Here is a 20,180-nt window from a genome sequence, read left to right as displayed (position 1 = left end):
GGGATACGTAAACGGGGATGTCCGAAAAAGTGGCGTTACGCGTGCCACGCGCCCAGAGCCGCCCGGCCCGCTGCCGCCAAGAGCCGCCCTTACGCCGTGCGCTCCGGCACGCGGGTCATCGCGAAGAAGCCCACGACAAAGAGCACCGCGATCGAGAGCACGCCGATGCTCGAGTTGCCGGTGAGCGCGGTGAACGTGCCCACGAGGAAGGTGCCCAGGATCGCGGCGTACTTGCCAAAGATGTCGAAGAAGCCAAAGTACTCGTTGGCGCGCTCCTTGGGGCAGAGCTTTCCGAACTCGCTGCGCGAGAGCGCCTGGATGCCGCCCTGGAACATGCCCACGAGGATCGCCAGGAACCAGAACTCGGCCGCCGAGCGCAGGAAGAACGCGGCGAAGAGCGTGATGCCAAAGTACGCGGCGATCGCGATCAGGAGCATCCGGCGCGTGCCGTAGCGGGACGAGAGGCGCCCGTAGATGATCGCCGAGGGAAACGCCACGAACTGCGTCACCAGGAGCGCAAGCACGAGCTGCGTGGAGTCGATCCCGAGCTCGGTGCCGTAGCTCGTGGAGAGCTTGATGATGGTGTGGACGCCGTCGATGTAGAAGAAGTACGCGATCATGTAGTAGCGGATGGCGCGGTTCGCCCAGATCTCGCGCAGGGTCCCCGCAAGCCCGCGGACGGCGCGGGAGACGGCGTGCGGCTCGCGCGGCTTGTAGTGGAGCTGCCTCACGTTGCGCAGCAGCGGCACGGTGAAGGCGGCCCACCACAGACCGGTGATCAAAAACGCGATCTGCATGGCGGTCTGCAGGGTGATCCCCAGCGCCTCGTAGCCCAGGACCACGCCCAGGCACGCGATGAAGGGCACGCAGCTGCCGATGTAGCCCCAGGCGTAGCCGGCCGAGGAGATCTCGTCCATGCGGTCGTCCGTGGTGGTGTCCACCAGGAGCGCGTCGTAGAAGACCATCGAGGAGTTGAGGGCCACCGACGAGACCACGTAGATCACCAGAAACGCCAGCGCCGTGGTCACAAAGCCGAGCGCCACCGTGGCCACGACGCCCGTGCCCACGCACCCCACGATGAACTTCTTCTTCATGCCCTGCATGTCCGCGATCGAGCCCAGGACGGGCATGAGCAGCGCGATAATCAAAGACGCCACCGTCTCGGCGTAGCTCCAGGCCACCACCACGCCGCCCTCCGGCGAGAGCGAGGAGAAGTAGATCGGGATGACGCTCGTGGCGAGAAGGACGAGCGCGGAGTTGCCCACGTCGTAGACGATCCAGCTCTTCTCGGCCTTGGTCATTTTCTGATGCGCCATGGGCTTCCTTTCCCGCGATGCCACAACGCCTCTATGGTAGGCGACCCGACGCCTTACGTAACGCAGGAAGTGGCCGGGCACCCCTCGCGTCCGTGGCATAATCGGAGGAGCACCTTCGACGAAAGGGCGGCCATGCCTGCAATCCTCACGCACGACCTCTTTGGCCGAGACGTCTTCGACGACGCCTCCGACGTGCTGGGTCTCACCACCGATGACGAGAAGGACGCGTTCCTTCTGGGCAACCAGGGTCCCGACCCGCTCTTCTACCTGGTCATCGACCCGCTCATGCGCAAGTGGTCGCCGCTCGGCAACGCGATGCACGACGCCCGCCCCGCCCTTCTCATGCTGGCCATGCGCGAGGCCGTCGCCGGGCTCGAGGGCCGCGAGCGCGCCCTCGCGCGCGCCTACGTCGCGGGGTTCGTCTGCCACTGGCTGCTCGACTCCACGATGCACCCCTTCGTCTACGCCTGGCAGCACGGCATCTGCTCCGCGGGCGTCCCGGGGCTCGACGAGCGGGCGGGCTCGAGGGTCCACGCCGAGATCGAGCGCGACCTCGACGAGATGGTGCTCTTCACGATCACGGGGCAGACCGTGCGCTCCTACCGGCCGCACGCCCGCACCCTCTCCGCGAGCCGCGAGGTCCTGGCGGCCGTCGACAAGGTCTACTTCTACATCTCGCTCTGGGCCTACAACCGCGCGATCGACCCGCGGACCTTCTCGACCGCCGTGCGGGAGTTCCGCCTGGTCCAGCACGTCTTTGACTCGCCCTCCGGCCGCAAGCGCGCGCTTCTGGGGACGCTCGAGCGCGCGTGCGGGCGGACGCCCTTCTCGCTCGTGTGCGCGATGTCGCACCGGGACCGGGCGGAGCTGACGTCGGACTTCGACAACCGCGCGCACAGGGCGTGGGAGCACCCCTTCACGCACGAGCGGAGCGAGAAGGGCTTCTGGGACCTCTGGGGCGACGCGCGCTCTCGCGTGCCGTCCGCGCTCCGCGCGTTCTTCTCGATGGGGCTCGACCTGGCGGACGCGCGCGAGTTCACCGGCGACGTCAACTTTGAGGGCGCCGTCTCCGCGCCCGACGCGCCCTTTACGTGGTAGCGCCCTCCCGGGTGCCCGTCGCCTCGTCGGAGGCCACGCGCCACGTCATGCAGGCCAACCGGAGCAAGGACACCAAGCCCGAGCTGCGCGTGCGCGCGGCCCTGCGCGCGGCGGGCCTCACGGGGTACCGCCTGCACTGGAGGAAGGCGCCCGGGAGGCCCGACGTCTGCTTCCCGGGCCGACGCGTGGCGATCTTCGTCCACGGGTGCTTCTGGCACCGCTGTCCGCACTGCTCGCCCTCCCGGCCCAAGACGCACTCGGAGTTCTGGCAGGCCAAGTTCGCCCGCAACCGCGCGCGCGACGCGCGCGACAGCGCGCTTCTGGTGGAGGCCGGCTGGACCGTCGTGGTGATCTGGGAGTGCGCGCTCAAGCGCGGGCGCGCCGAGGCCACGATGGCCGAGGTCGTGAGCCTTGTCCGCCGCGCGGGGGAGGAAAGGCTCCCGGCCCGCGTGGTAGAGGCCGGCGGCCCCGGCGCCTGGAGGCTCCGGGCGCGGCGGCGCCGGCTTCGGCTCCGTCGGCGACGCGGCTAGGGGCGCGCCGCCGGCTCGCGGGACCGCGGCACGCCTGCGGCCGCCCGCCCCCCCCCGCGCCCGCGGCCCGACCGGCCGCCCGACCGGCCGGGACTCGCGCAAAGCGGCCCGAGGGTGTAGGCTTTCCCAGATGGACCCGGCCCGCCCGGCGGGACGCGATTGGAGGACCGACCTCATGTCAACCTATGTCTTCTCGGACGTGCACGGCCACCGCGCCGCCCTGGAGCGCGCGCTCGACCGCGTCTCCCCGGGCGAGCAGGACCGCGTGGTCTGCCTGGGCGACATGATCGACCGCGGGCCCGACCCCGTGGGCGTCCTGCGCCTCGTGCGGTCGCTCCCCAACGCGACCGCCCTCATGGGCAACCACGAGGACCTCATGATGGCCTGCATGAGCGACCCCGACGACGGGCTCGCCGGGATGAACTGGGGCATGAACGGCGGCGCGACCACCTCCGAGGGGCTGGCCGCGCTGGACCCCGACGAGGCCAACGAGCTCCTCTCCTGGGTGGCGGACCTCCCGCGCTGGAGCGTCGCGCGCGCGGGCGAGCGCCTCTACCTGCTCGCGCACGCCGGCGTGCGCCTGGGCGCCCGGGTGCCCCCGGCCTGGGACGACGACGCGGCCCGGGCCTACCTCTCCGCGCAGGACCCCGAGGACCTCACCTGGATCCGCGAGGAGTTCTGGGGGGCCGCCGCCGGCCTTTCCGGCGCCGACGGGGAGGGCCCCATCATCGTGGCCGGCCACACCCCGACGCCCTATCTCGAGGGGATGGCCCACGACCTCGACCGCGCCCCGCTGGGCGAGGACGGCCGTGCCCGCATGGTGCGCGTGGGACGGGACCGCTGGGACATCGACTGCTGCGCCGCCGCGGGCGCGGGCCTGGGCCAGGTGCTCGTGCTGCGCCTCGATGACGGGGCGGAGTTCTACGAGCCCGTTCTGGAGGACGAGTAGCCCATGCCGGCCGAGATCGTCCGCGACGCCGCGCCCCTCCTGCAGGGGGCCCTGGGCACCGTGCCGGAGGGCGAGGGATGGCAGCGCCCGACCCGACTCACCCCGGCGCAGCTGCGCGCGGTGGGCAGCGTGCGCGCCTGGCACCCCGGGCTCTACCGCTCGCTCGCGGCCTCGTCCGCGGGCGTGTGCCTCGCGTTTGACACCGACGCCACGCGCGTGAGCCTCGAGGTGAGGCTCGAGCCCACGCCGCGGGGCGCCGAGGCGGTCCTGGCCGACGTCGCGCGCCACCCGGGCGGCCCGCGGCCGCCCCTCGACGGCCTCTCGGCCGACGTCGACGATCGCCACCTCGAGGTTCTTCTCCCTGACGAGAAGAACCTCGTCACGTGGGTCGTGGACGACCCGGCCTCCGCGCCCGGGCCCGGCATGCTGCGGCTCCCCGGGATGGGGGAGCCCCATCGCGTGCGCATCTGGCTGCCCTGCCTGACGGCCTGCTCGGTGCGGCACGTGGTCGCGGACGGCACCTACCTCGAGCCCGTGCCTGAGCGCCGCGCGCTCGTGGTGCTCGGCGACTCCATCGCACAGGGCTTCGTGGCCTGCGACCCCGGTCTCAGCTGGCCCGCGCGCCTCGCGCGCCACCTCGACCTCGACCTGCTCAACCAGGGCATCGGCGGGCAGGTCTTTCAGCCGGGGACGGTCGCCGGCCTTGCGGGCCGCGCGGACGCGGGCGCGGTGGTGGTGGAGTTTGGCGAGAACTACCGCTACGAGCCCTGCCAGGCCTCGCGCGTTGAGCGCGAGGTCCGCGCCTACCTCGCGGAGGTCGCCGAGATCTTCCCCGACGTGCCCACGTGGGTCCTCACGTGCCCCGCGCACACCGAGGACGTCTATCCCACCCACCCCCTGAGCTGCGCCGCGGCGATCGACGGCATCATCCGTGACGCGGTGGCCCGCCACCCTCAGATGCGCCTCGTGAACGGCGCGGCGCTCCTGGGGGACGGCGACCTCGCGACGCTTCTCGCCGACGGCTCCGGCCACCCGGGGCCGGCGGGCCAGGAGCTCATGGCCGAGCGACTCGCCTTCGTGATGGACGCCACGGCCGAGCCCGCCCCCGAGCGCCGCGCCCGCGCGCTCAAGGTGGCGCGCCGTCTCGGCGAGCGGGCGTTTCCGCTGGCGGAGTGCCTGGGGCGCGGCCTCGGCGAGGTTCTTCTCGCCCGGCGCGGCGCCGTCGTGGCGGAGCTTGCGGACGGCTCGCGGATCGTGGCGGGGACCGAGAGGCGGCTCGTCCGGGAGGCCCTCGCGTGCTTTGGGCCCGCAGGTGGCGTGACCTGCGTCTGCGGCGACCGCGCGCTGGCCCGCGACGTGGCGCGCCTGACCGGCGGGCACGTTCGCGGCTGTCACGCCGTCGTGTGGCGGGGCGGCGCCCCCAAGGCGCGCGCCGGGCTCGATATCCGCGCGCTCACGCCGGCCTATGCGGGCGTGGTCCGCGAGCGCTACTCCCACCCGGAGTACCTGGCCCCCGGCGAGCTCGAGGCGGCGCTCGCGCGCGGGGCGTTTCTCGGCGGCTTTGAGGACGGGCGCATCGTGGGCTTTGTGGGGGAGCACGCGGACGGCTCGATGGGCATGCTCGAGGTCTTCGAGGGGCACCGCCGGGAGGGGTGGGGGACCGCGCTCACCGCGGCCAAGGTCTCCGCGCAGCTGGCGCAGGGGATGACCCCGTGGGCCGCGGTCTGGCCCGACAACGGGGCGTCGCTTGCCCTGGAGCGCCGGATGGGGTTTGAGGTGCGCCCTGCCGACCAGCTGTGGTTCGTGTCCTGACGGCGGGGCTCGTTGGGTGTGGGGCGCGGGGTGCGCCCGGGACGGTTCTGTTGCGTCGCGCCTGGGGGAGCGGAATCGCGCCGAGTGCGCGCTGCCCTGCGCGCAGTGGGCGAGATTCGTGTCCGGTTGGACAGAACAATTGACGAGTGCGCGCCAAAATCGCCCGACGCGCGCGGGAGGGCGCGCATTCGGCGGGGCTTCTGGCAGCGCGGCCGTTTCCGCCGACGCACGGGGCCTCGGAGCGCCGTGACGCAATAACATGCAAATCTTGCGCCCTCAGGCCGGTTTTTTCAGGTTGGAGGCAAGATTTGCATGTTATTGCGCCCGCCCACCTGCATCCTCGGCAGCCCGCCCCACCCTCCGTGACCACGCTCCACGGGGGGTTCACAATTCAGGTATATTTGCAGGAAAATTTGCGCTTTTCGCAGCTAACACCTACAATGCTCGCCGCGTGCCGGGCCAGCTGGCCCGCTCGCCGAAACGACATACCCTCCTATGAACAGGAGTCATCATGAGCAATCTGAGGAGTCGCGCGCTCGAGGGCGAGTTCTGCGATATCGTGCGGGACCTGGGGGGTGATGCCGAGGGCCGGGCTGCGGGCGAGTCGTACCTCGACGCCTCCCATCCGATCGTGGGCAGCGACGACACCGTCACCTGGGCGCTCACGCCCAAGATCTTTGGCCCCGCCGAGCTGGGCATCCTGACCGACGCGGCCGAGACCATGGGGCGCATCCTCCAGAAGGTGACCGCCCGCTTCCTCAAGGACCCCGACTTCCGCGCCCTCTTCCACCTTCCGGCGCGCGCCGAGGAGCTTGCCCTCGTGCCCACGGGCTACGACGAGCTCATCCCCTTTGCCCGCATTGACGTGCTCTTCAACGAGGAGACCGGCGACTTCCGCTTTGCCGGCGTGTCCACGGACAGCGCCCTTGGCGTGACCGCCTCGGTCGACGTGACGCGTGCCATCCAGCGCTCCGAGGCCTACCGCCGCTTCTCCGAGCGTCACCGCTCCATCGAGACCTTCGACATCGCGGAGGGCGTGATCTGCGCCCTGCGCGAGACCTACCAGTCCTGGGCCAACGCCGACGAGGGCACCCACCACCCGGAGCACCCCGTCGTGGGCATCGTCGACTACGCCGAGAGCGCCACGAGCCATGAGCTCGACGACCTCATCGAGCGCATGGCCGACGAGGGCGTCTACGCGCGCTTCGTGGACATCCGCGACCTGCGCATCGAGGAGGCCGCCGGCGTGCGGCGCCTCGTGGACGGCGAGGGCCCCATCGCCTGCGTGTACCGCCGCGCCCTGGTGGGCGAGATGCTCGAGAAGCCCTGCCCAGGCGTCGACGCCCTCGAGGAGGCGGCCCGTCGCGGTCTCGTCTGCCTGATCGGTGGCTTCCGCACCTGGCCGGTCTCCACCAACGCGCTCTTCCCCGTGCTCAACTCCGAGGCCATCGAGTCCGTGCTCGACCCGGCCGAGCTCGCCTTCGTGCGCGCCCACGTCCCCGAGGCCCACGTCCTCGAGCGCGGCAGCGACATCAACCGCTACCTCGCCGAGCAGGACGAGTGGCTCGTGCGCCCCGCCGGCGCCTATCGCGCCCCCGAGGCCGTGGCCGGCGTGGACCGCGTGGACCGCGACGAGTGGTGGCGCGTTCTTCTCGCCTGCTGCGAGGAGGGCGGCATCGTGGAGCGTCTCACGCACTCCTACGAGACGCCGCTCATCGTGGGCGGCGCGGGCGAGGAGGCCTCGACGCCCGTCATGGCCGGCAACGTGCTCGGCCTCTACCTCTTCCGCGGAAAGTTCGGCGGCGTGTACGCGCGCAGCGGCTTCTCGGGCGTGATGGGCAGGTGGGGGCACCGCCTCAACCGGGGCTGCCTCGTCGTCAACGAGTAGGGGAGGCGCGCATGGCCGCGGCGACCAACCGTCTCGCGCCGGGACTGGGCGGCACCCTCTCGAAAGAGGCCACCGTCGCCGTGGCGGAGCGCGTCGCGTCGGGGGAGCTCTCTCCCTTCGCGTGCCGCGAGGCCTCGGCGATTCGCCGGGACGACTGCGAGCGGGACCGCGACACCTGCGTCCGCCCGGCCTTCGTGCGCGATGCCGAGAAGATCGTGCACCTTCCGGCCTACAACCGCCTCGCGGGCAAGACCCAGGTCTTCTCGTTCCGCGCCAACGACGACCTCGCGCGGCGTGGCCTGCACGTGCAGCTCGTGGCCCGCGTGGCCCGCGACATCGGGCGTGCCCTGGGGCTCAACCTCGACCTCATCGAGGCCATCGCGCTTTCGCACGACCTCGGCCACACGCCCTTCGGCCACGCCGGCGAGCGTTTCCTCTCCGACGTCTACCACGAGCGCACGGGTCGCTGGTTCTTCCACAACGTCCAGAGCGTGCGCGTGGTGGACGCGCTCGCCGGGCGCAACGTGAGCCTCCAGGCCCTCGACGGCGCCCTCTGCCACAACGGCGAGTTCGAGCAGCAGGTCTTCGAGACGAGCGGGCTTGCGGAGTTCGACACCTTCGACCGCGTGGTGGAGTCGTGCTGGGAGCGCGGGGCCGAGGCCATCGCGCACCTGCGCCCCATGACGCTCGAGGGCTGCGTGGTGCGCGTCTCCGACATCATCGCCTACGTGGGCAAGGACCGCCAGGACGCCATCCGCGCCGGCCTCTGCTCCGAGGAGACCTTCGACGACGGCCTCGGCGGCGCCTACAACGCCTGGGCGCTCTCCGCCTTCGTGGCCGACGTCGTGGAGCACAGCGTGGGCCGCGACCACATCGAGATGAGCCCGGAGGGCTTTGCCGAGATGCGCCGCGCCAAGCGCGAGAACTACGAGAAGATCTACGGCGCGGGCGAGGTCAACGGGGACTTCTCCGCCGAGGTCCGCGAGCTCTTCTCGGCCCTCTACGAGCACGAGCTCGCGGCGCTTGCGGCCGGCGACGAGTCCGCGGCGATCTTCGCGCACCACGTGGCGCCGACCGAGCGGCGCCTCGCGCACTACGGCCGCACCTACGACTGGGAGCGCGACCCGGACCAGACCGTCGTCGACTTCATCTCCTCGATGACCGACGACTACTTCGTCGCCACCTGCGAGGCGCTCTTCCCCCACGCGGCGGAGCTCTTCCCGAGCCGCGGGTACTTCTCGGCCGGCGTTCGCCCGTAGGGCGCGGAGGCTTCGGCCCCTTCCGGTTACGTACACTCCGGTCGGATACGTACACTCCGGCCGGATACGTACACTCCGGCCGGATACGTACACTCCGGCCGGATACGTACACTCCGACCGGGTACGTACATGGGGTTACAAGTCATCTACCTGTGCAAATGTAAAACGCCGTGCCGAGAAGGACCTTTTCTCGTGTACGTACCCGCCGAAAGTGCGCGTAACCAGCGCGGGTGTACGTACCCGTCGGAGGCGTGCGCCCTGAGAGGCCGTCGTCGGGGCCCCGCCGGGGGTCGCCGCCGAGCCTCCGACGCCCGCGGCTCCGTAAAGTTGTTGCTCCGTCAACATGTAGTGCTAGAATTGCGCGCCATGTGACTATGACGAAAGGGGGCGCATGGCGCTCGCGAGAAGGACCAAGAGAATCGTGGCGGTGGTGGCGGCCGTGCTGGTGGTCGTGCTGGTCGGGGCGCTGGGCCTTGCGGGCAACTTCCTTGTGGACTTTGCCCTCAACCCGTACGCCGAGGTCTCGATGTCCAACTCCATGGGTGCCGAGGAGGTCGACGGGCTCGACTACGGCGAGGCGCCCAAGCTCGACGAGGCCTACGCCGCCGAGGCTGCGGACTGGTTCGAGGCCACGTGCCGCAGCGTGAGCCACGTGGCCGAGGACGGCACGGAGCTTCTGGGCTGGGAGCTCCCCGGCGCCGCGGAGGGCCCCTACGCGGACGGCCACACCTGGGCCGTGCTCTGCCACGGCTACACGGGCCGCCCCTCCGACAACGCCAAGTACGCCTACCACTTCGCGCAGATGGGGATGAGCGTGCTCGCCCCGGCCGCGCGCGGCCACGAGCGCAACGTCGACGCCGGCCTCATCCAGATGGGCGGCGGCGACGCGGAGGACCTTCTCGGCTGGATCGACGACCTCGTGGCCAAGGACCCCGACGCCCGCATCGTGCTCTTCGGCGTCTCCATGGGAGGTGCCGAGGTCATGCAGGCGTCCGGTCTGCCCGGGCTCTCGGAGAGCGTCCGCATCATCGTGGAGGACTGCGGCTACTCGAGCCTCTGGGAGGAGTTCTCCGTTCAGCTGGAGAACGTCTTCGGCCTCCCGAGCTTCCCGATCCTGAACGCCGCCGACCTCGTCTGCCAGCTGCGCGCGGGCTACGCCTTCGAGGACGTCTGCGCCACGGAGAGCCTCCGGCGCGCGCGGGTTCCCATGCTCTTCATCCACGGTGACGCCGACACCTTCGTGCCCTTCTCGATGCTCGAGAAGAACTTCGAGGCGTGCGGCAGCCAGGAGAAGGAGAAGCTCGTCGTCCCCGGCGCCGGGCACGGCCTTGCCGCGAGCACCGACCCCGAGCTCTACTGGGAGACCGTGGACGCCTTCCTCGAGAGGCACCTGTCCTAGGCACGTCTCACGCGCTCCGTTTGCCCAAGGCCCGCCGTGCGGGTTTTGCGCGTGAAAAGGCTGCCCATGGAACAGTTCTTCGAGCTGCTTCAGCACATACTGAGCGTCGTCTCAACGGCGCTGCTCGTGGCCGAGCGTGCACTCGGCCTTCGCGACCGGTATAGGCGATGGCGGATGGAACGCGAGAGGAGGGATAGGGGCTAGTTGCAGCTAGCCCCTTAACCAAATCACAGCGCCGCCCGTAGGAAGGTTTACACGACGGGCTTTGCCGTGTATGGCGAAGTATACCCAATTCCACCATGCCGCGACCGCGGATTGCCGGCGCACCGTCCTGCGCGCGATGGCGTACAATCGTTCCCATGGATACCTTGTTCACTCGCATCGAGACCGCGCGCCGCATGGACAACGCGCCGCTCGCCGCCCGCATGCGGCCCACCACGCTCGACGGATTCGTCGGCCAGGACCGGGCCGTGGGCCCGGGCAGCTGGCTCAGGCGCGCGATCGAGCACGACACGCTCTCGTCGGTCATCCTCTACGGGCCGGCGGGCACCGGCAAGACCACGCTCGCGCGGATCGTGGCCCACACCACCCATGCCGAGTTCGTCGAGGTCTCGGCCGTCACGGGGACCGTCAAGGACCTGCGCCGCGAGATCGAGGCCGCGCAGAGCCGACTGCTCAGCCTGGGCCGCCGCACCATCCTCTTCGTGGACGAGATCCACCGCTTCAACCGCAGCCAGCAGGACGCGCTGCTCCATGCCGTGGAGGACCGCACCGTGGTCCTCGTGGGCGCGACGACCGAGAACCCCTACTTCGAGGTCAACTCCGCCCTCATCTCCCGCAGCCGCGTCGTCGAGCTCTCCGCGCTCGACGACGCCTCCGTGCGCGTCCTTCTCGAGCGCGCCCTTGCCGCCCCCGAGGGCCTGGCCGGGCGCTTCCGGCTCTCGCCGGACGCGGAGGAGGAGGTCGTGCGCCTCGCGGGCGGGGACGGCCGGGCCGCCCTCACCTCCCTCGAGCTCGCCTCCCAGATGGTGGACCTCGACCCCGGGGCCGAGGGGCCCGCCACGATCGAGGTCGCCCACGTCCGGGAGGCCAACCCCCGCCGGGGCCTGCCCTACGACAAGGCCGGCGACATGCACTACGACGTCATCTCGGCCTTCATCAAGTCCATGCGCGGCTCGGACCCCGACGCCGTGCTCTACTGGCTTGCTCGGATGCTCGACGCCGGCGAGGACCCCAAGTTCATTGCGCGCCGCATCATGATCTGCGCCTCCGAGGACATCGGCAACGCCGACCCGCAGGCCCTGCTCGTGGCGCACGCGGCCTTCCGGGCCACGGAGGTCATCGGCATGCCGGAGTGCCGCATCAACCTGGCGCAGGCCGCCACCTATCTGGCGCTCGCGCCCAAGTCCAACGCCGCCGAGGCCGGCATCGACGCCGCCCTCGAGGAGGTCCGCTCGGGCCCGCGCCGCGAGGTGCCGAGCCACCTGAGGGACCGCCACCGCCCGGGGTCCGACGAGTACGGCCCCTACCTCTACCCGCACAACTACCCTGCGGGCTGGGTCCCCCAGCGCTACCTCCCCGAGGGGCTCGAGCGCGGGTGCTTCTACCAGGCGAGCCCGCGCGGCTGGGAGGCCTGGCGCCAGGAGGCCATCGGGCGCGACATCGCCGAGGCGGCCTCGCCCGCCCCGGGAGGGGCCGGCGCCGGCGGGCGAGGGCAAGAAGACGCGCCCGTTGGGTAGAATGAGGGGAGTCGGGCCCCGCGCCCCGCTCCAGAAACGCCACGCCTGAGGAGGGCGCCATGAGCTACCTTGACATCGCTGTCCTGATCCTTGTCGTCGCGGCCGTGTGGGCCGTCGTCGAGCTTGCCGTCACGCTGCGCCACGCCCGCCGCGACGCGGAGCGCCTCACCGCCTCCGCCCAGGAGGTCATCGAGCAGGCACAGCCCGTCGTGGCCAAGCTCGACGGCATGGCCGACGAGCTCGAGCCCGCCGTCAAGGAGGTCACGCCGCTGCTCAGGAAGGCGGGCGGCACCCTTGACGCGGCCGACGCCTCCCTCGGCAGCCTGAACGCCATCCTCGAGGACGTCTCCTCGGTCTCCGGGGCGGCCTCGAGCGTGACCGGTGCCGTGAGCCACGCGGCCGAGAGCGCCGTCTCCGGCGTGGCGAGCGTGGTCTCCCGCATCACGGGGTCGCGCCCGCCCGCCCCCTCCGCCAAGCTCGAGGGCGAGGTCTCCGCCGAGCCCGCGCCCCGCGAGGAGGCCCCCTGCCGCTACGTCGACTACACCGAGGTCGCCGCGCCCGCAGACGCCCCGTCCAACCAGACCGACGACGTCCAGGCGGACGCCGCCCCGACCAAGGAGCACCAATGAGCGAGAAGAACGTCACGCTGAGCGTCCCCGCCGAGCCAGGGTTCGCGCGTTCCGTGCGGATGATGGCGTCTACGCTCGCCGTGTGCTGTGACATGTCCGTGGACGACGTCGAGGACGTCCACATGATCGCCGAGGAGGGCTTCGTCTACGCGTGCGCCACGGCGCCGTCTGCCGTCGAGGTGGCCTTTACGCTCTCGGGCGCGGGGATGGCGATGGAATTCGCGCTCGGCGAGGCCGAGCCCGAGGACGCCTCGATCGACCTCGTGGAGGTCCTGCTCGGGGCCGTCTGCGACGTGTTCCAGGTCTCCGAGGACGGGCGTCGCCTGCACCTTGAGAAGCGGGCGGGTGCGCCAGATGACGAGTAGCGGCTCCCCCGAGCGCGCCGCCGCCCGCGCGGCCCGCCGGGCGTCCTCGGGGCGTGCGGCCTGGGACAAGGACCGCACCCGCGAGCTCTTCCGGCGCTTCAAGGAGCAGGGCGACGCCGAGGCGCGCGACCAGCTCATCGTGAACCACCTCAACCTCGTGCGCTTCCTCGCCTCCAAGTTCAAGAACCGCGGCGAGTCCATCGACGACCTCGTCCAGGTGGGGACGATCGGCCTCATCAAGGCGATCGACCGCTTCGACCCGTCCCGGGGGCTTGAGTTCACCACCTACGCCACGCCCACGATCATGGGCGAGATCAAGCGCCACTTCCGCGACAAGGGCTGGAGCGTCCGCGTGCCGCGGCGCCTCCAGGAGCTCTCCGCCAAGGTCAACCAGGCCACCGACGAGCTCACCAACCGCCTGCAGCGCAGCCCCTCGGTGGCCGAGATCGCCGAGTACCTGGGCTCTACCGTCGACGAGGTCCTCGAGGCCATGGAGTCCTCGAGCGCCTACAGCTCGGTGCCGCTCGAGGGCGGCGGGTCGGGGGACGACGACGAGGCCCCCGCGGTCATCGACCACTACGCCACCGAGGACGCCGACCTCGCGTCCTCGGACGACCGCATGGTGCTCGAGCAGGCCATCCAGGACTTCTCGCCGCGCGAGCGCGACGTCATCCGCATGCGCTTCACCGAGGGCCTCACGCAGGTGGAGATCGCCGAGCGTCTGGGAATCTCGCAGGTGCAGGTCTCGCGCCTGCTCCGTCGCACGCTCCGGCGCATCCAGGACAAGATCGAGCCCGACGGCCTCGCGTCGTGAGCTGAGGGCGCGGCGCAGGCCGCCCCGGGAAGGTAGGCAGATGTCAGAGAAGCCTCAGGCGGCCCGCCTCGAGAAGTGGCGCCTGCGCCTGGTGGTCGCGTGGGCGCTCGTGGGCGCCGTCGTGCTCTTCGTGCTGGCGGTGCGCGGGCTCGCGCTCGTGGGCCAGGCCGTCGAGCTCCTGCTCGTGGGCACCATCGTCGGCTTTGTGTGCAGCCCCGTGGTGAACCGCCTCGAGGAGCGCCGCGTCCCGCGCGGCCTTGCCGCGCTCGCGGCCCTGCTCGCCGTCGTCGCGGCGGTGATCGCGCTCGTCGCGCTGTTCATGGGGCCGGTCGTGGGCGAGCTGCTGTCGCTTCTGCGCAGCGTCCCCGGCTACGTGAGCCAGCTCCAGGACGCCCTCTCCACCTTCTGGGACACGTTCGGCAACTCGCGCAACGCGGGCGTCCAGGAGGCCGTCAACGCGGTGGTCGAGATGCTCACCTCCGCCGGGACCCAGGTGGCCTCCGACCTTGCCCGAACGCTCTCGACGGGCCTCGCCGGCGGTCTCGCCGACGTGGCGGGCCACTTCGTGACGGTGTTTCTCGGCCTGGTCCTTGCGTACTGGCTCGCACTCGACTATCCCAAGATCATGCGCGAGCTCGCCGTCATAGCGGGCCCCGACTACGACGAGGGGATGATCCTCACCCTCGCCGTGCTCTCGCGCTCCACGGGCGGCTACATGCGCGGGACCCTCATCACGTCGCTCGCCAACGGCCTCATGGTGGCGGCCGGCCTCGCGCTGCTCGGCCACCCCTACGCCGGGCTTCTCGGCATCGCCACCTTCGTGCTGCACTTCGTCCCCGTGGTGGGCCCCATGCTCTCCTCGGTCTCCGCGGTCCTTTTGGGCCTCTTTGTGAGCCCGGCCTGCGCGTTCTGGACGCTCGTGGTCACGGTGGTGGCGCAAAACGTCACCGACAACGTGCTCTCGCCGCTCGTCATGCGCTCGGCGGTGAAGATCCACCCGGCGCTCTCGCTCGTGGGCATCATCATCGGCGGCTGCCTGGGCGGCGCCGTGGGCATGGTGCTCGCGGTTCCGCTCACGGCGGCGATCAGGGGGCTCTTCGTCTACTACTTCGAGACCCGCACCGGCCGCCAGCTCGTCTCGGCGGAGGGCGCGCTCTTTGGCAGCACCCCCTTCAACGACGCCGACGGTCGCCCGCAGCCGACCTTCGACGCCCTCGATGACGACACCTTCATCGAGCGCTCCCGCCTGCTCGCGGGCCTCTCGCGCCTGCACAGCGCGCCCGAGGGGGAGCCGGCCGGCGAGAAGAAGGAGGACGCCCCGTCCCAGCCCTGAGGCGGGCCCCTGCCCCCGGCCCCGGTCCCGTGCCCTAGGGGCTTTCATTGACGTGCGATGGTGAAAAGCGTCTCCCTTCCCGCGTCGCGGGGCGCTCGCGCTATACTAAGTCGGTTGAATCGCCAGGGACCCGACTGAGGGAGACATATGAGCGCCGCTGACTACAAGACCATGACCACCGCCGAGATCCGCGAGGACTTCCTGCGCTTCTTCGAGGCCAAGGGCTGCAAGCTCTACCCGTCCTCGTCGCTCGTGCCCGACGACCCGTCGCTTCTGCTCACCAACGCCGGCATGAACCAGTTCAAGGAGTACTACCAGGGCACCAAGACCATGGCCGAGATCGGCGCCTGCTCCTGCCAGAAGTGCCTGCGCACCAACGACATCGACAACATCGGCGACGCCACGCACCTCTCGTTCTTCGAGATGCTCGGCAACTTCTCCTTTGGCGGCTACTCCAAGGCCGACGCCATCGCCTGGGCCTACGACTTCATCACGAGCCCCGAGCACCTGGGCCTTCCGCCCGAGCGCCTCTACATGACCGTCTTCGAGGACGACGACGAGGCCATCGAGCTCTGGCACGCCCAGGGCGTCCCCTACGACCACATCTCCCGCCTCGGCGAGAAGGACAACTTCTGGGCCGCCGGCCCCACCGGGCCCTGCGGCCCGTGCTCGGAGATCTACTTCGACCAGGGCGAGGAGTTCGGCTGCGGCGGCGAGCACTGCGGCCCCGGCTGCGACGACTGCGACCGCTACCTCGAGTTCTGGAACCTCGTCTTCACTCAGTACGACCGCCAGGAGGACGGCTCCATGCCGGAGCTGCCGCACCGCAACATCGACACCGGCATGGGCCTCGAGCGCATCGCGGCGATCATGCAGCACAAGGGCACCAACTACGACGGCGACCTCCTGCGGGGCCTCATCGCGGTGGGGGAGGGCCTCTCTGGCCACGCCTACGGCACCGACGCCGCCCATGACCGCTCCCTCCGGATCGTTGCCGACCACGCCCGCGCCGTCACGTTCATGATCGGCGACGGCATCCTGCCGGGCAACGAGGGCCGCGGCTACGTGCTGCGACGGCTCCTGCGCCGTGCGGTCTACCACGGCCGCCTCATGGGCATCGAGGGCTCGTTCCTGGGCGCCTACGTCGACAAGATCTGCGAGCTCATGGGCGGAAACTACCCGGCCATCCAGGAGAGTCACGCGCTCATCGACGGCATCGTGCGCGCCGAGGAGGAGCGCTTCGGCGCCACGCTCGACGCGGGCGAGGAGAGCCTGGCCGCCGAGCTCGACGCGCTCGCCGAGGGCGCGGAGCTGCCCGGCGAGGTTGCCTTCAAGCTGCACGACACCTACGGCTTCCCCATCGACCTCACCCGCGAGATCTGCGAGGCCCGCGGCGTGGCCGTTGACATGGACGCCTTCGACGCCTGCATGACCGAGCAGCGCGAGCGCGCCCGCGCGAGCGCCAACCGCGACGCCTGGGGCACCTTCAACGACGTCTGGACCGCGCTCTCCGACCAGCTGCCGGCGACGGAGTTCTGCGGCTACGAGCAGAACGAGGCCGCCGCGCGCGTGCTCGCGATCGTGGCGGGCGGCGAGCAGGTGGAGCGCGCCGAGAAGGGCGACGAGGTCGAGGTGGTCCTCGACGTCACGCCGTTCTACGCCGAGATGGGCGGCCAGGTCGGCGACACCGGCCGCGTGGAAAAGGGACAGGCACTTTTCCACGTGACGGACACCCGGGCCAAGGGCGGGCTCTCCGTGCACGTGGGCACCGTCGAGGAGGGCGCGCTCTGCGTGGGCGACGCCGTCACGGCGACGATCGACGCCGGCCGCCGCGAGCTCATCCGTCGCAACCACACCGCCACGCACCTGCTCGACGCCGCCCTCAAGAAGGTCCTCGGCGAGCACGTGAGCCAGGCCGGCTCCCTCGTGGCCCCCGACCGCCTGCGCTTTGACTTCACGCACTTCGAGGCCGTGACGGCCGACGAGCTCGCCCGCATCGAGGGCATGGTCAACGCCGAGATCTTTGCCGCCGAGCCCATCGTCACCCGCGTCATGGGCATCGACGAGGCCAAGGCCTCCGGCGCCGTCGCCCTCTTTGGCGAGAAGTACGGCGACGTGGTGCGCGTGGTCTCCACCGGCGAGTCCGAGACGCCCTTCTCGCGCGAGCTCTGCGGCGGCACGCACGCGAGGAACACCGCCGACCTCGGCCTCTTCAAGATCGTCTCCGAGGGCTCTGTGGGCTCCAACGCCCGCCGCATCGAGGCCGTGACCTCGATGGGCGCGATCGAGTACGTCGACGAGCGGCTGCTTGCCCTCGACGAGGTGGCCCGCGAGCTCAAGTGCCGCCCGGACGACGTGGCGGCGCGCGTCGAGGCGCTGCAGTCGGAGCTCCGCGAGACGCGCAAGGCCCTCGAGGCCGCCACGACCGGTGCCGGCGCCGGCAAGGTCGCCGATGCCTACAAGGGCGCGGTCCAGCTCGACGGCTACAAGGTCGTCGTCGCGCGGCTCGACGGCCTCTCCGGCAAGGAGATGCGCTCCGCCTGGGACGGCATCCGCGACGCCGCGGGCGGCGAGCCCGTCGCCTGCGTGATTGCCTCGGCCACCTCCGACGGCAAGGTCGCCCTGCTCGCCGGCGGCACCGACGGCGCGGTCGAGCATGGCTTTGCGGCCGGCGCCATCATCAAGGACATCGCGGGCCTCGTGGGCGGCCGCGGCGGCGGCAAGCCCGCCATGGCCCAGGCCGGCGGCTCCGACCCCTCCGGCATCGACGCGGCCCTCGACGCCGCCCGCGCGGCGCTCGGCATCTAGTGCGGGTCCTCGCGCTCGACATCGGCGAGGTGCGCGTCGGGATCGCGGTGAGCGACCCCGACGCGCGCGTGGCCTCGCCGGTCTGCGTGCTCCCCGCGGCCGAGGTCATGGCCCACGCGCGGAGCTTCCGCCGCGTCCTTGAGGACTGGGAGCCCGAGGTTCTTCTCGCCGGGCGGCCCCAGACGCTGGCAGGGGAGGACGGCCCTCAGGCCGAGCGTATCAAGAAGCAGGCTGAATCGATAGCGGCAAACTGCGGACTTCCGTTGGAGTTTGCCGACGAGCGGCTCTCCTCGGCCGAGGCCAAGCGTATCCTGAGAGAACAGGGGCTCAGCGAGCGCTCCATGCGCGGCAAGGTCGACATGGTCGCCGCGAGCCTGTTCTTGCAGTCCTGGCTCGACGCCAGGCATACCTGAGAGGGCAACATGGCCACACCCGACAGCAGGAACCCCCGTCGCGCCAGCCACTTTGGGGGCGCGTCCGAAGCCCCGCGCGCCGGGCAGACCGGGAGCATCGACGATACGATGGCGCCTTTGCCGGCGGCCCCGAAGGGGGCGACGCCGCGGACGACCCTGCGGGACGGCCGGGTCTCCGGCCGCACGGCGGCCGCGACCCAGCGCGCGACCACGCGCACGGTGAGGCGCGGCGGCCCGGGCGGCGGGAAGAGCCGCGCCCCGCTCGTGGTCCTGGCGCTGCTCGCCGTGGCCGCGGTGGCCGCCGTCGTCCTTGTGGTGGTGCCGGCCCTCACGGCCGCTCCGGCCAGCGACGGCACCCAGGAGGTCGTCAAGGGCAACCAGGTCACCATCACCATCCCGGAGGGGGCGGGCGCCGCCGCCGTGGCCGACGAGCTCTTCGACGCCGGCGTCATAGCGAGCAAGAGCGAGTTTCTCGCCCAGGCCCGCCGCACCAACGCCGAGCAGAGCCTCAAGAGCGGCAGCTACACCCTGACGACGGGCGACGACCTCTCCGTCATCTTGGAGCTCCTCACCACGGGCCCCAACGCCTCGGCCAAGGTGACGATCCCGGAGGGCTACACGGTCTCGCAGACGGCCGACGCCGTCGAGCAGGCGCTCGGCATCCCCGCGGACGAGTTTCTCGCCCAGGCGAAGGCCTCGACGTACGCCTCTGACTTCGCGTTCCTCTCGGGCGCGGCCGACGACTCGCTCGAGGGGTTCCTCTTCCCCAAGACCTACTCCTTTGAGAGCGAGCAGCCGAGCGCCGACGAGGTTATCCGCGCGATGCTCGACCAGTTCCAGGCCGAGGTCGCCCCGCTCGACCTCGCGGGAGCCGCCGCGAGCCTCTCCGAGCGCTACGGCATCGAGCTGAGCGAGTACGACGTCGTCACGATGGCGTCGATCGTGGAGCGCGAGGCCGTGACCGACGAGCAGCGCCCCAAGGTCGCCTCGGTCTTCTACAATCGCCTGCGCGACGGGATGCGCCTCGAGAGCGACGCCACGCTCACCTACTACCTTGGCCGCGCCGCGACCGCGGAGGAGATCAACTCGCTCGACGTCCCCTACAACACCTACAAGATCGACGGCCTCACGCCGACGCCGGTCTGCTCGCCGAGCCTCGCCTCGCTCGAGGCCGCCGCGAGCCCTGCGGACACCAGCTTCCTGTACTTCTACATCACGCAGGACACCGAGCAGTTCTCCGAGACGTACGACCAGCACCAGCAGGCCTACTCGTAGGGGCGTCGATGGGACTTCTCACCGCCACTCGCTACGTGGCCTCGCTCCCGCTCGTTGACGTCGACGAGCTCGTGGGGGAGGGCGTCCGCCTGGTCCTTCTGGACCGCGACAACACCTGCGTCCCGCGTGACGCCGCCGCCGCTCCGGACGAGGTGCGCGCCTGGCTCGCGCGCGCCCGCGCGGCAGGGCTCGAGCTCTGCCTCGTGTCAAACAACTTCCACTCGACCCAGGTCGAGCGCACCGCGCGCGAGCTTGACGTCCGCGCGGTCGACCACGCGATGAAGCCCGCGCCCTTCGCGCTCCGGCGCGCCATGCGCCTGCTGGGCGCCACGCCCGCGCAGACGGTCATGGTCGGCGACCAGGTCTTCACCGACGTCCTCGCGGCCAACCTCGCCGGGGTCCGCTCGGTCCTCGTGCGCCCGCAGTCGAGAAGCGACCTCTGGTACACGCACGTCTTCCGCGTCTTCGAGCGCCTGGCCCTGCGCGGGGTCACCTTCCGGGGCGAGCGTCCCTGAGGAAACTTCGCCTGAGACTGCTAGAATCGTGTGCGGTA

The 20,180-nt window shown here is 71.0% G+C and carries 18 protein-coding genes; 17 read left to right on the top strand and 1 reads right to left on the bottom strand.

The window, feature by feature from the left end; genetic code table 11:
* Positions 1-89: 89 nt before the first annotated feature.
* Complete coding sequence (locus B5F84_RS05625; protein WP_087321724.1) at positions 90-1,316, bottom strand: MFS transporter; 1,227 nt, start codon at positions 1,314-1,316, stop codon at positions 90-92.
* Positions 1,317-1,448: 132 nt separating this feature from the next.
* On the opposite strand from B5F84_RS05625, the gene B5F84_RS05620 reads away from it, so the two are divergent.
* The 17 genes from B5F84_RS05620 (at position 1,449) to B5F84_RS05545 (ending at position 20,142) form a co-directional block, all read left to right on the top strand.
* Complete coding sequence (locus B5F84_RS05620) at positions 1,449-2,414, top strand: hypothetical protein (RefSeq protein WP_087321723.1); 966 nt, start codon at positions 1,449-1,451, stop codon at positions 2,412-2,414.
* An 11-nt stretch (positions 2,415-2,425) separates the two neighbouring features.
* On the top strand, positions 2,426-2,944 hold the full coding sequence (locus B5F84_RS05615; RefSeq protein ID WP_239378266.1) for a very short patch repair endonuclease: 519 nt from the start codon (positions 2,426-2,428) through the stop codon (positions 2,942-2,944).
* A gap of 175 nt (positions 2,945-3,119) precedes the next feature.
* Positions 3,120-3,893 carry a metallophosphoesterase family protein gene (locus B5F84_RS05610; protein WP_087321719.1) on the top strand — a complete coding sequence of 258 codons (774 nt, stop codon included), beginning with the start codon at positions 3,120-3,122 and terminating at the stop codon, positions 3,891-3,893.
* Positions 3,894-3,896: 3 nt separating this feature from the next.
* A complete protein-coding gene (locus B5F84_RS05605) occupies positions 3,897-5,705 on the top strand; it encodes a GNAT family N-acetyltransferase (protein WP_087321718.1) in 1,809 nt (602 codons plus the stop codon).
* Positions 5,706-6,216: 511 nt separating this feature from the next.
* Complete coding sequence (locus B5F84_RS05600; protein ID WP_087321716.1) at positions 6,217-7,593, top strand: hypothetical protein; 1,377 nt, start codon at positions 6,217-6,219, stop codon at positions 7,591-7,593.
* Between the two features lie 11 nt (positions 7,594-7,604).
* Positions 7,605-8,852 (top strand): HD domain-containing protein, encoded by a 1,248-nt coding sequence (locus B5F84_RS05595; protein WP_087321714.1) that lies wholly within the window; start codon positions 7,605-7,607, stop codon positions 8,850-8,852.
* Positions 8,853-9,243: 391 nt separating this feature from the next.
* A complete protein-coding gene (locus tag B5F84_RS05590; protein ID WP_087321712.1) occupies positions 9,244-10,251 on the top strand; it encodes an alpha/beta hydrolase in 1,008 nt (335 codons plus the stop codon).
* A 66-nt stretch (positions 10,252-10,317) separates the two neighbouring features.
* Complete coding sequence (locus tag B5F84_RS09575; RefSeq protein ID WP_158094495.1) at positions 10,318-10,455, top strand: hypothetical protein; 138 nt, start codon at positions 10,318-10,320, stop codon at positions 10,453-10,455.
* 155 nt (positions 10,456-10,610) lie between these two features.
* Entirely contained in the window at positions 10,611-11,990 is a 1,380-nt protein-coding gene (locus tag B5F84_RS05585) for a replication-associated recombination protein A (RefSeq protein ID WP_087321711.1), read from the top strand.
* 59 nt (positions 11,991-12,049) lie between these two features.
* On the top strand, positions 12,050-12,619 hold the full coding sequence (locus tag B5F84_RS05580; RefSeq protein WP_087321709.1) for a hypothetical protein: 570 nt from the start codon (positions 12,050-12,052) through the stop codon (positions 12,617-12,619).
* Positions 12,616-12,984, top strand: a complete 369-nt coding sequence (locus B5F84_RS05575) for a hypothetical protein (protein ID WP_087321707.1) — start codon at positions 12,616-12,618, stop codon at positions 12,982-12,984. Before B5F84_RS05580 ends, B5F84_RS05575 begins: the two co-directional genes overlap by 4 nt.
* Complete coding sequence (locus tag B5F84_RS05570) at positions 12,974-13,798, top strand: SigB/SigF/SigG family RNA polymerase sigma factor (protein WP_087321803.1); 825 nt, start codon at positions 12,974-12,976, stop codon at positions 13,796-13,798. Before B5F84_RS05575 ends, B5F84_RS05570 begins: the two co-directional genes overlap by 11 nt.
* A gap of 40 nt (positions 13,799-13,838) precedes the next feature.
* Positions 13,839-15,131 (top strand): AI-2E family transporter, encoded by a 1,293-nt coding sequence (locus B5F84_RS05565; protein WP_087321705.1) that lies wholly within the window; start codon positions 13,839-13,841, stop codon positions 15,129-15,131.
* A 147-nt stretch (positions 15,132-15,278) separates the two neighbouring features.
* Positions 15,279-17,939 carry an alanine--tRNA ligase gene (gene alaS / locus B5F84_RS05560; RefSeq protein WP_087321703.1) on the top strand — a complete coding sequence of 887 codons (2,661 nt, stop codon included), beginning with the start codon at positions 15,279-15,281 and terminating at the stop codon, positions 17,937-17,939.
* Positions 17,939-18,352: a Holliday junction resolvase RuvX gene (gene ruvX / locus B5F84_RS05555; protein ID WP_087321701.1), complete on the top strand. Its 414-nt coding sequence runs from the start codon at positions 17,939-17,941 to the stop codon at positions 18,350-18,352. Before alaS ends, ruvX begins: the two co-directional genes overlap by 1 nt.
* Before the next feature lie 108 nt (positions 18,353-18,460).
* A complete protein-coding gene (gene mltG / locus B5F84_RS05550; protein ID WP_239378274.1) occupies positions 18,461-19,627 on the top strand; it encodes an endolytic transglycosylase MltG in 1,167 nt (388 codons plus the stop codon).
* Between the two features lie 8 nt (positions 19,628-19,635).
* Positions 19,636-20,142 (top strand): YqeG family HAD IIIA-type phosphatase, encoded by a 507-nt coding sequence (locus B5F84_RS05545; RefSeq protein ID WP_087321696.1) that lies wholly within the window; start codon positions 19,636-19,638, stop codon positions 20,140-20,142.
* The last annotated feature ends 38 nt before the right edge of the window (positions 20,143-20,180 follow it).

It is taken from the genome of Olsenella sp. An290, from assembly GCF_002159535.1.
GTDB lineage: Bacteria > Actinomycetota > Coriobacteriia > Coriobacteriales > Atopobiaceae > Thermophilibacter.
The sequence above is the reverse complement of the archived record's forward strand: the minus strand, read 5'-3'. Positions and strand labels throughout refer to the sequence as shown.

Excerpts from the sequence above, each read along its gene's own strand:
- B5F84_RS05570 (WP_087321803.1), top strand. The coding sequence starts at position 12,974 with ATGACGAGTAGCGGCTCCCCCGAGCGCGCCGCCGCCCGCGCGGCCCGC.
- B5F84_RS05625 (WP_087321724.1), bottom strand. The coding sequence starts at position 1,316 with ATGGCGCATCAGAAAATGACCAAGGCCGAGAAGAGCTGGATCGTCTAC.
- B5F84_RS05620 (WP_087321723.1), top strand. The coding sequence starts at position 1,449 with ATGCCTGCAATCCTCACGCACGACCTCTTTGGCCGAGACGTCTTCGAC.
- B5F84_RS05545 (WP_087321696.1), top strand. The coding sequence starts at position 19,636 with ATGGGACTTCTCACCGCCACTCGCTACGTGGCCTCGCTCCCGCTCGTT.
- B5F84_RS05590 (WP_087321712.1), top strand. The coding sequence starts at position 9,244 with ATGGCGCTCGCGAGAAGGACCAAGAGAATCGTGGCGGTGGTGGCGGCC.
- B5F84_RS05565 (WP_087321705.1), top strand. The coding sequence starts at position 13,839 with ATGTCAGAGAAGCCTCAGGCGGCCCGCCTCGAGAAGTGGCGCCTGCGC.
- B5F84_RS05605 (WP_087321718.1), top strand. The coding sequence starts at position 3,897 with ATGCCGGCCGAGATCGTCCGCGACGCCGCGCCCCTCCTGCAGGGGGCC.
- B5F84_RS05575 (WP_087321707.1), top strand. The coding sequence starts at position 12,616 with ATGAGCGAGAAGAACGTCACGCTGAGCGTCCCCGCCGAGCCAGGGTTC.
- alaS (WP_087321703.1), top strand. The coding sequence starts at position 15,279 with ATGAGCGCCGCTGACTACAAGACCATGACCACCGCCGAGATCCGCGAG.
- mltG (WP_239378274.1), top strand. The coding sequence starts at position 18,461 with ATGGCGCCTTTGCCGGCGGCCCCGAAGGGGGCGACGCCGCGGACGACC.
- B5F84_RS05585 (WP_087321711.1), top strand. The coding sequence starts at position 10,611 with ATGGATACCTTGTTCACTCGCATCGAGACCGCGCGCCGCATGGACAAC.
- B5F84_RS05600 (WP_087321716.1), top strand. The coding sequence starts at position 6,217 with ATGAGCAATCTGAGGAGTCGCGCGCTCGAGGGCGAGTTCTGCGATATC.
- B5F84_RS09575 (WP_158094495.1), top strand. The coding sequence starts at position 10,318 with ATGGAACAGTTCTTCGAGCTGCTTCAGCACATACTGAGCGTCGTCTCA.
- B5F84_RS05595 (WP_087321714.1), top strand. The coding sequence starts at position 7,605 with ATGGCCGCGGCGACCAACCGTCTCGCGCCGGGACTGGGCGGCACCCTC.
- B5F84_RS05580 (WP_087321709.1), top strand. The coding sequence starts at position 12,050 with ATGAGCTACCTTGACATCGCTGTCCTGATCCTTGTCGTCGCGGCCGTG.
- B5F84_RS05610 (WP_087321719.1), top strand. The coding sequence starts at position 3,120 with ATGTCAACCTATGTCTTCTCGGACGTGCACGGCCACCGCGCCGCCCTG.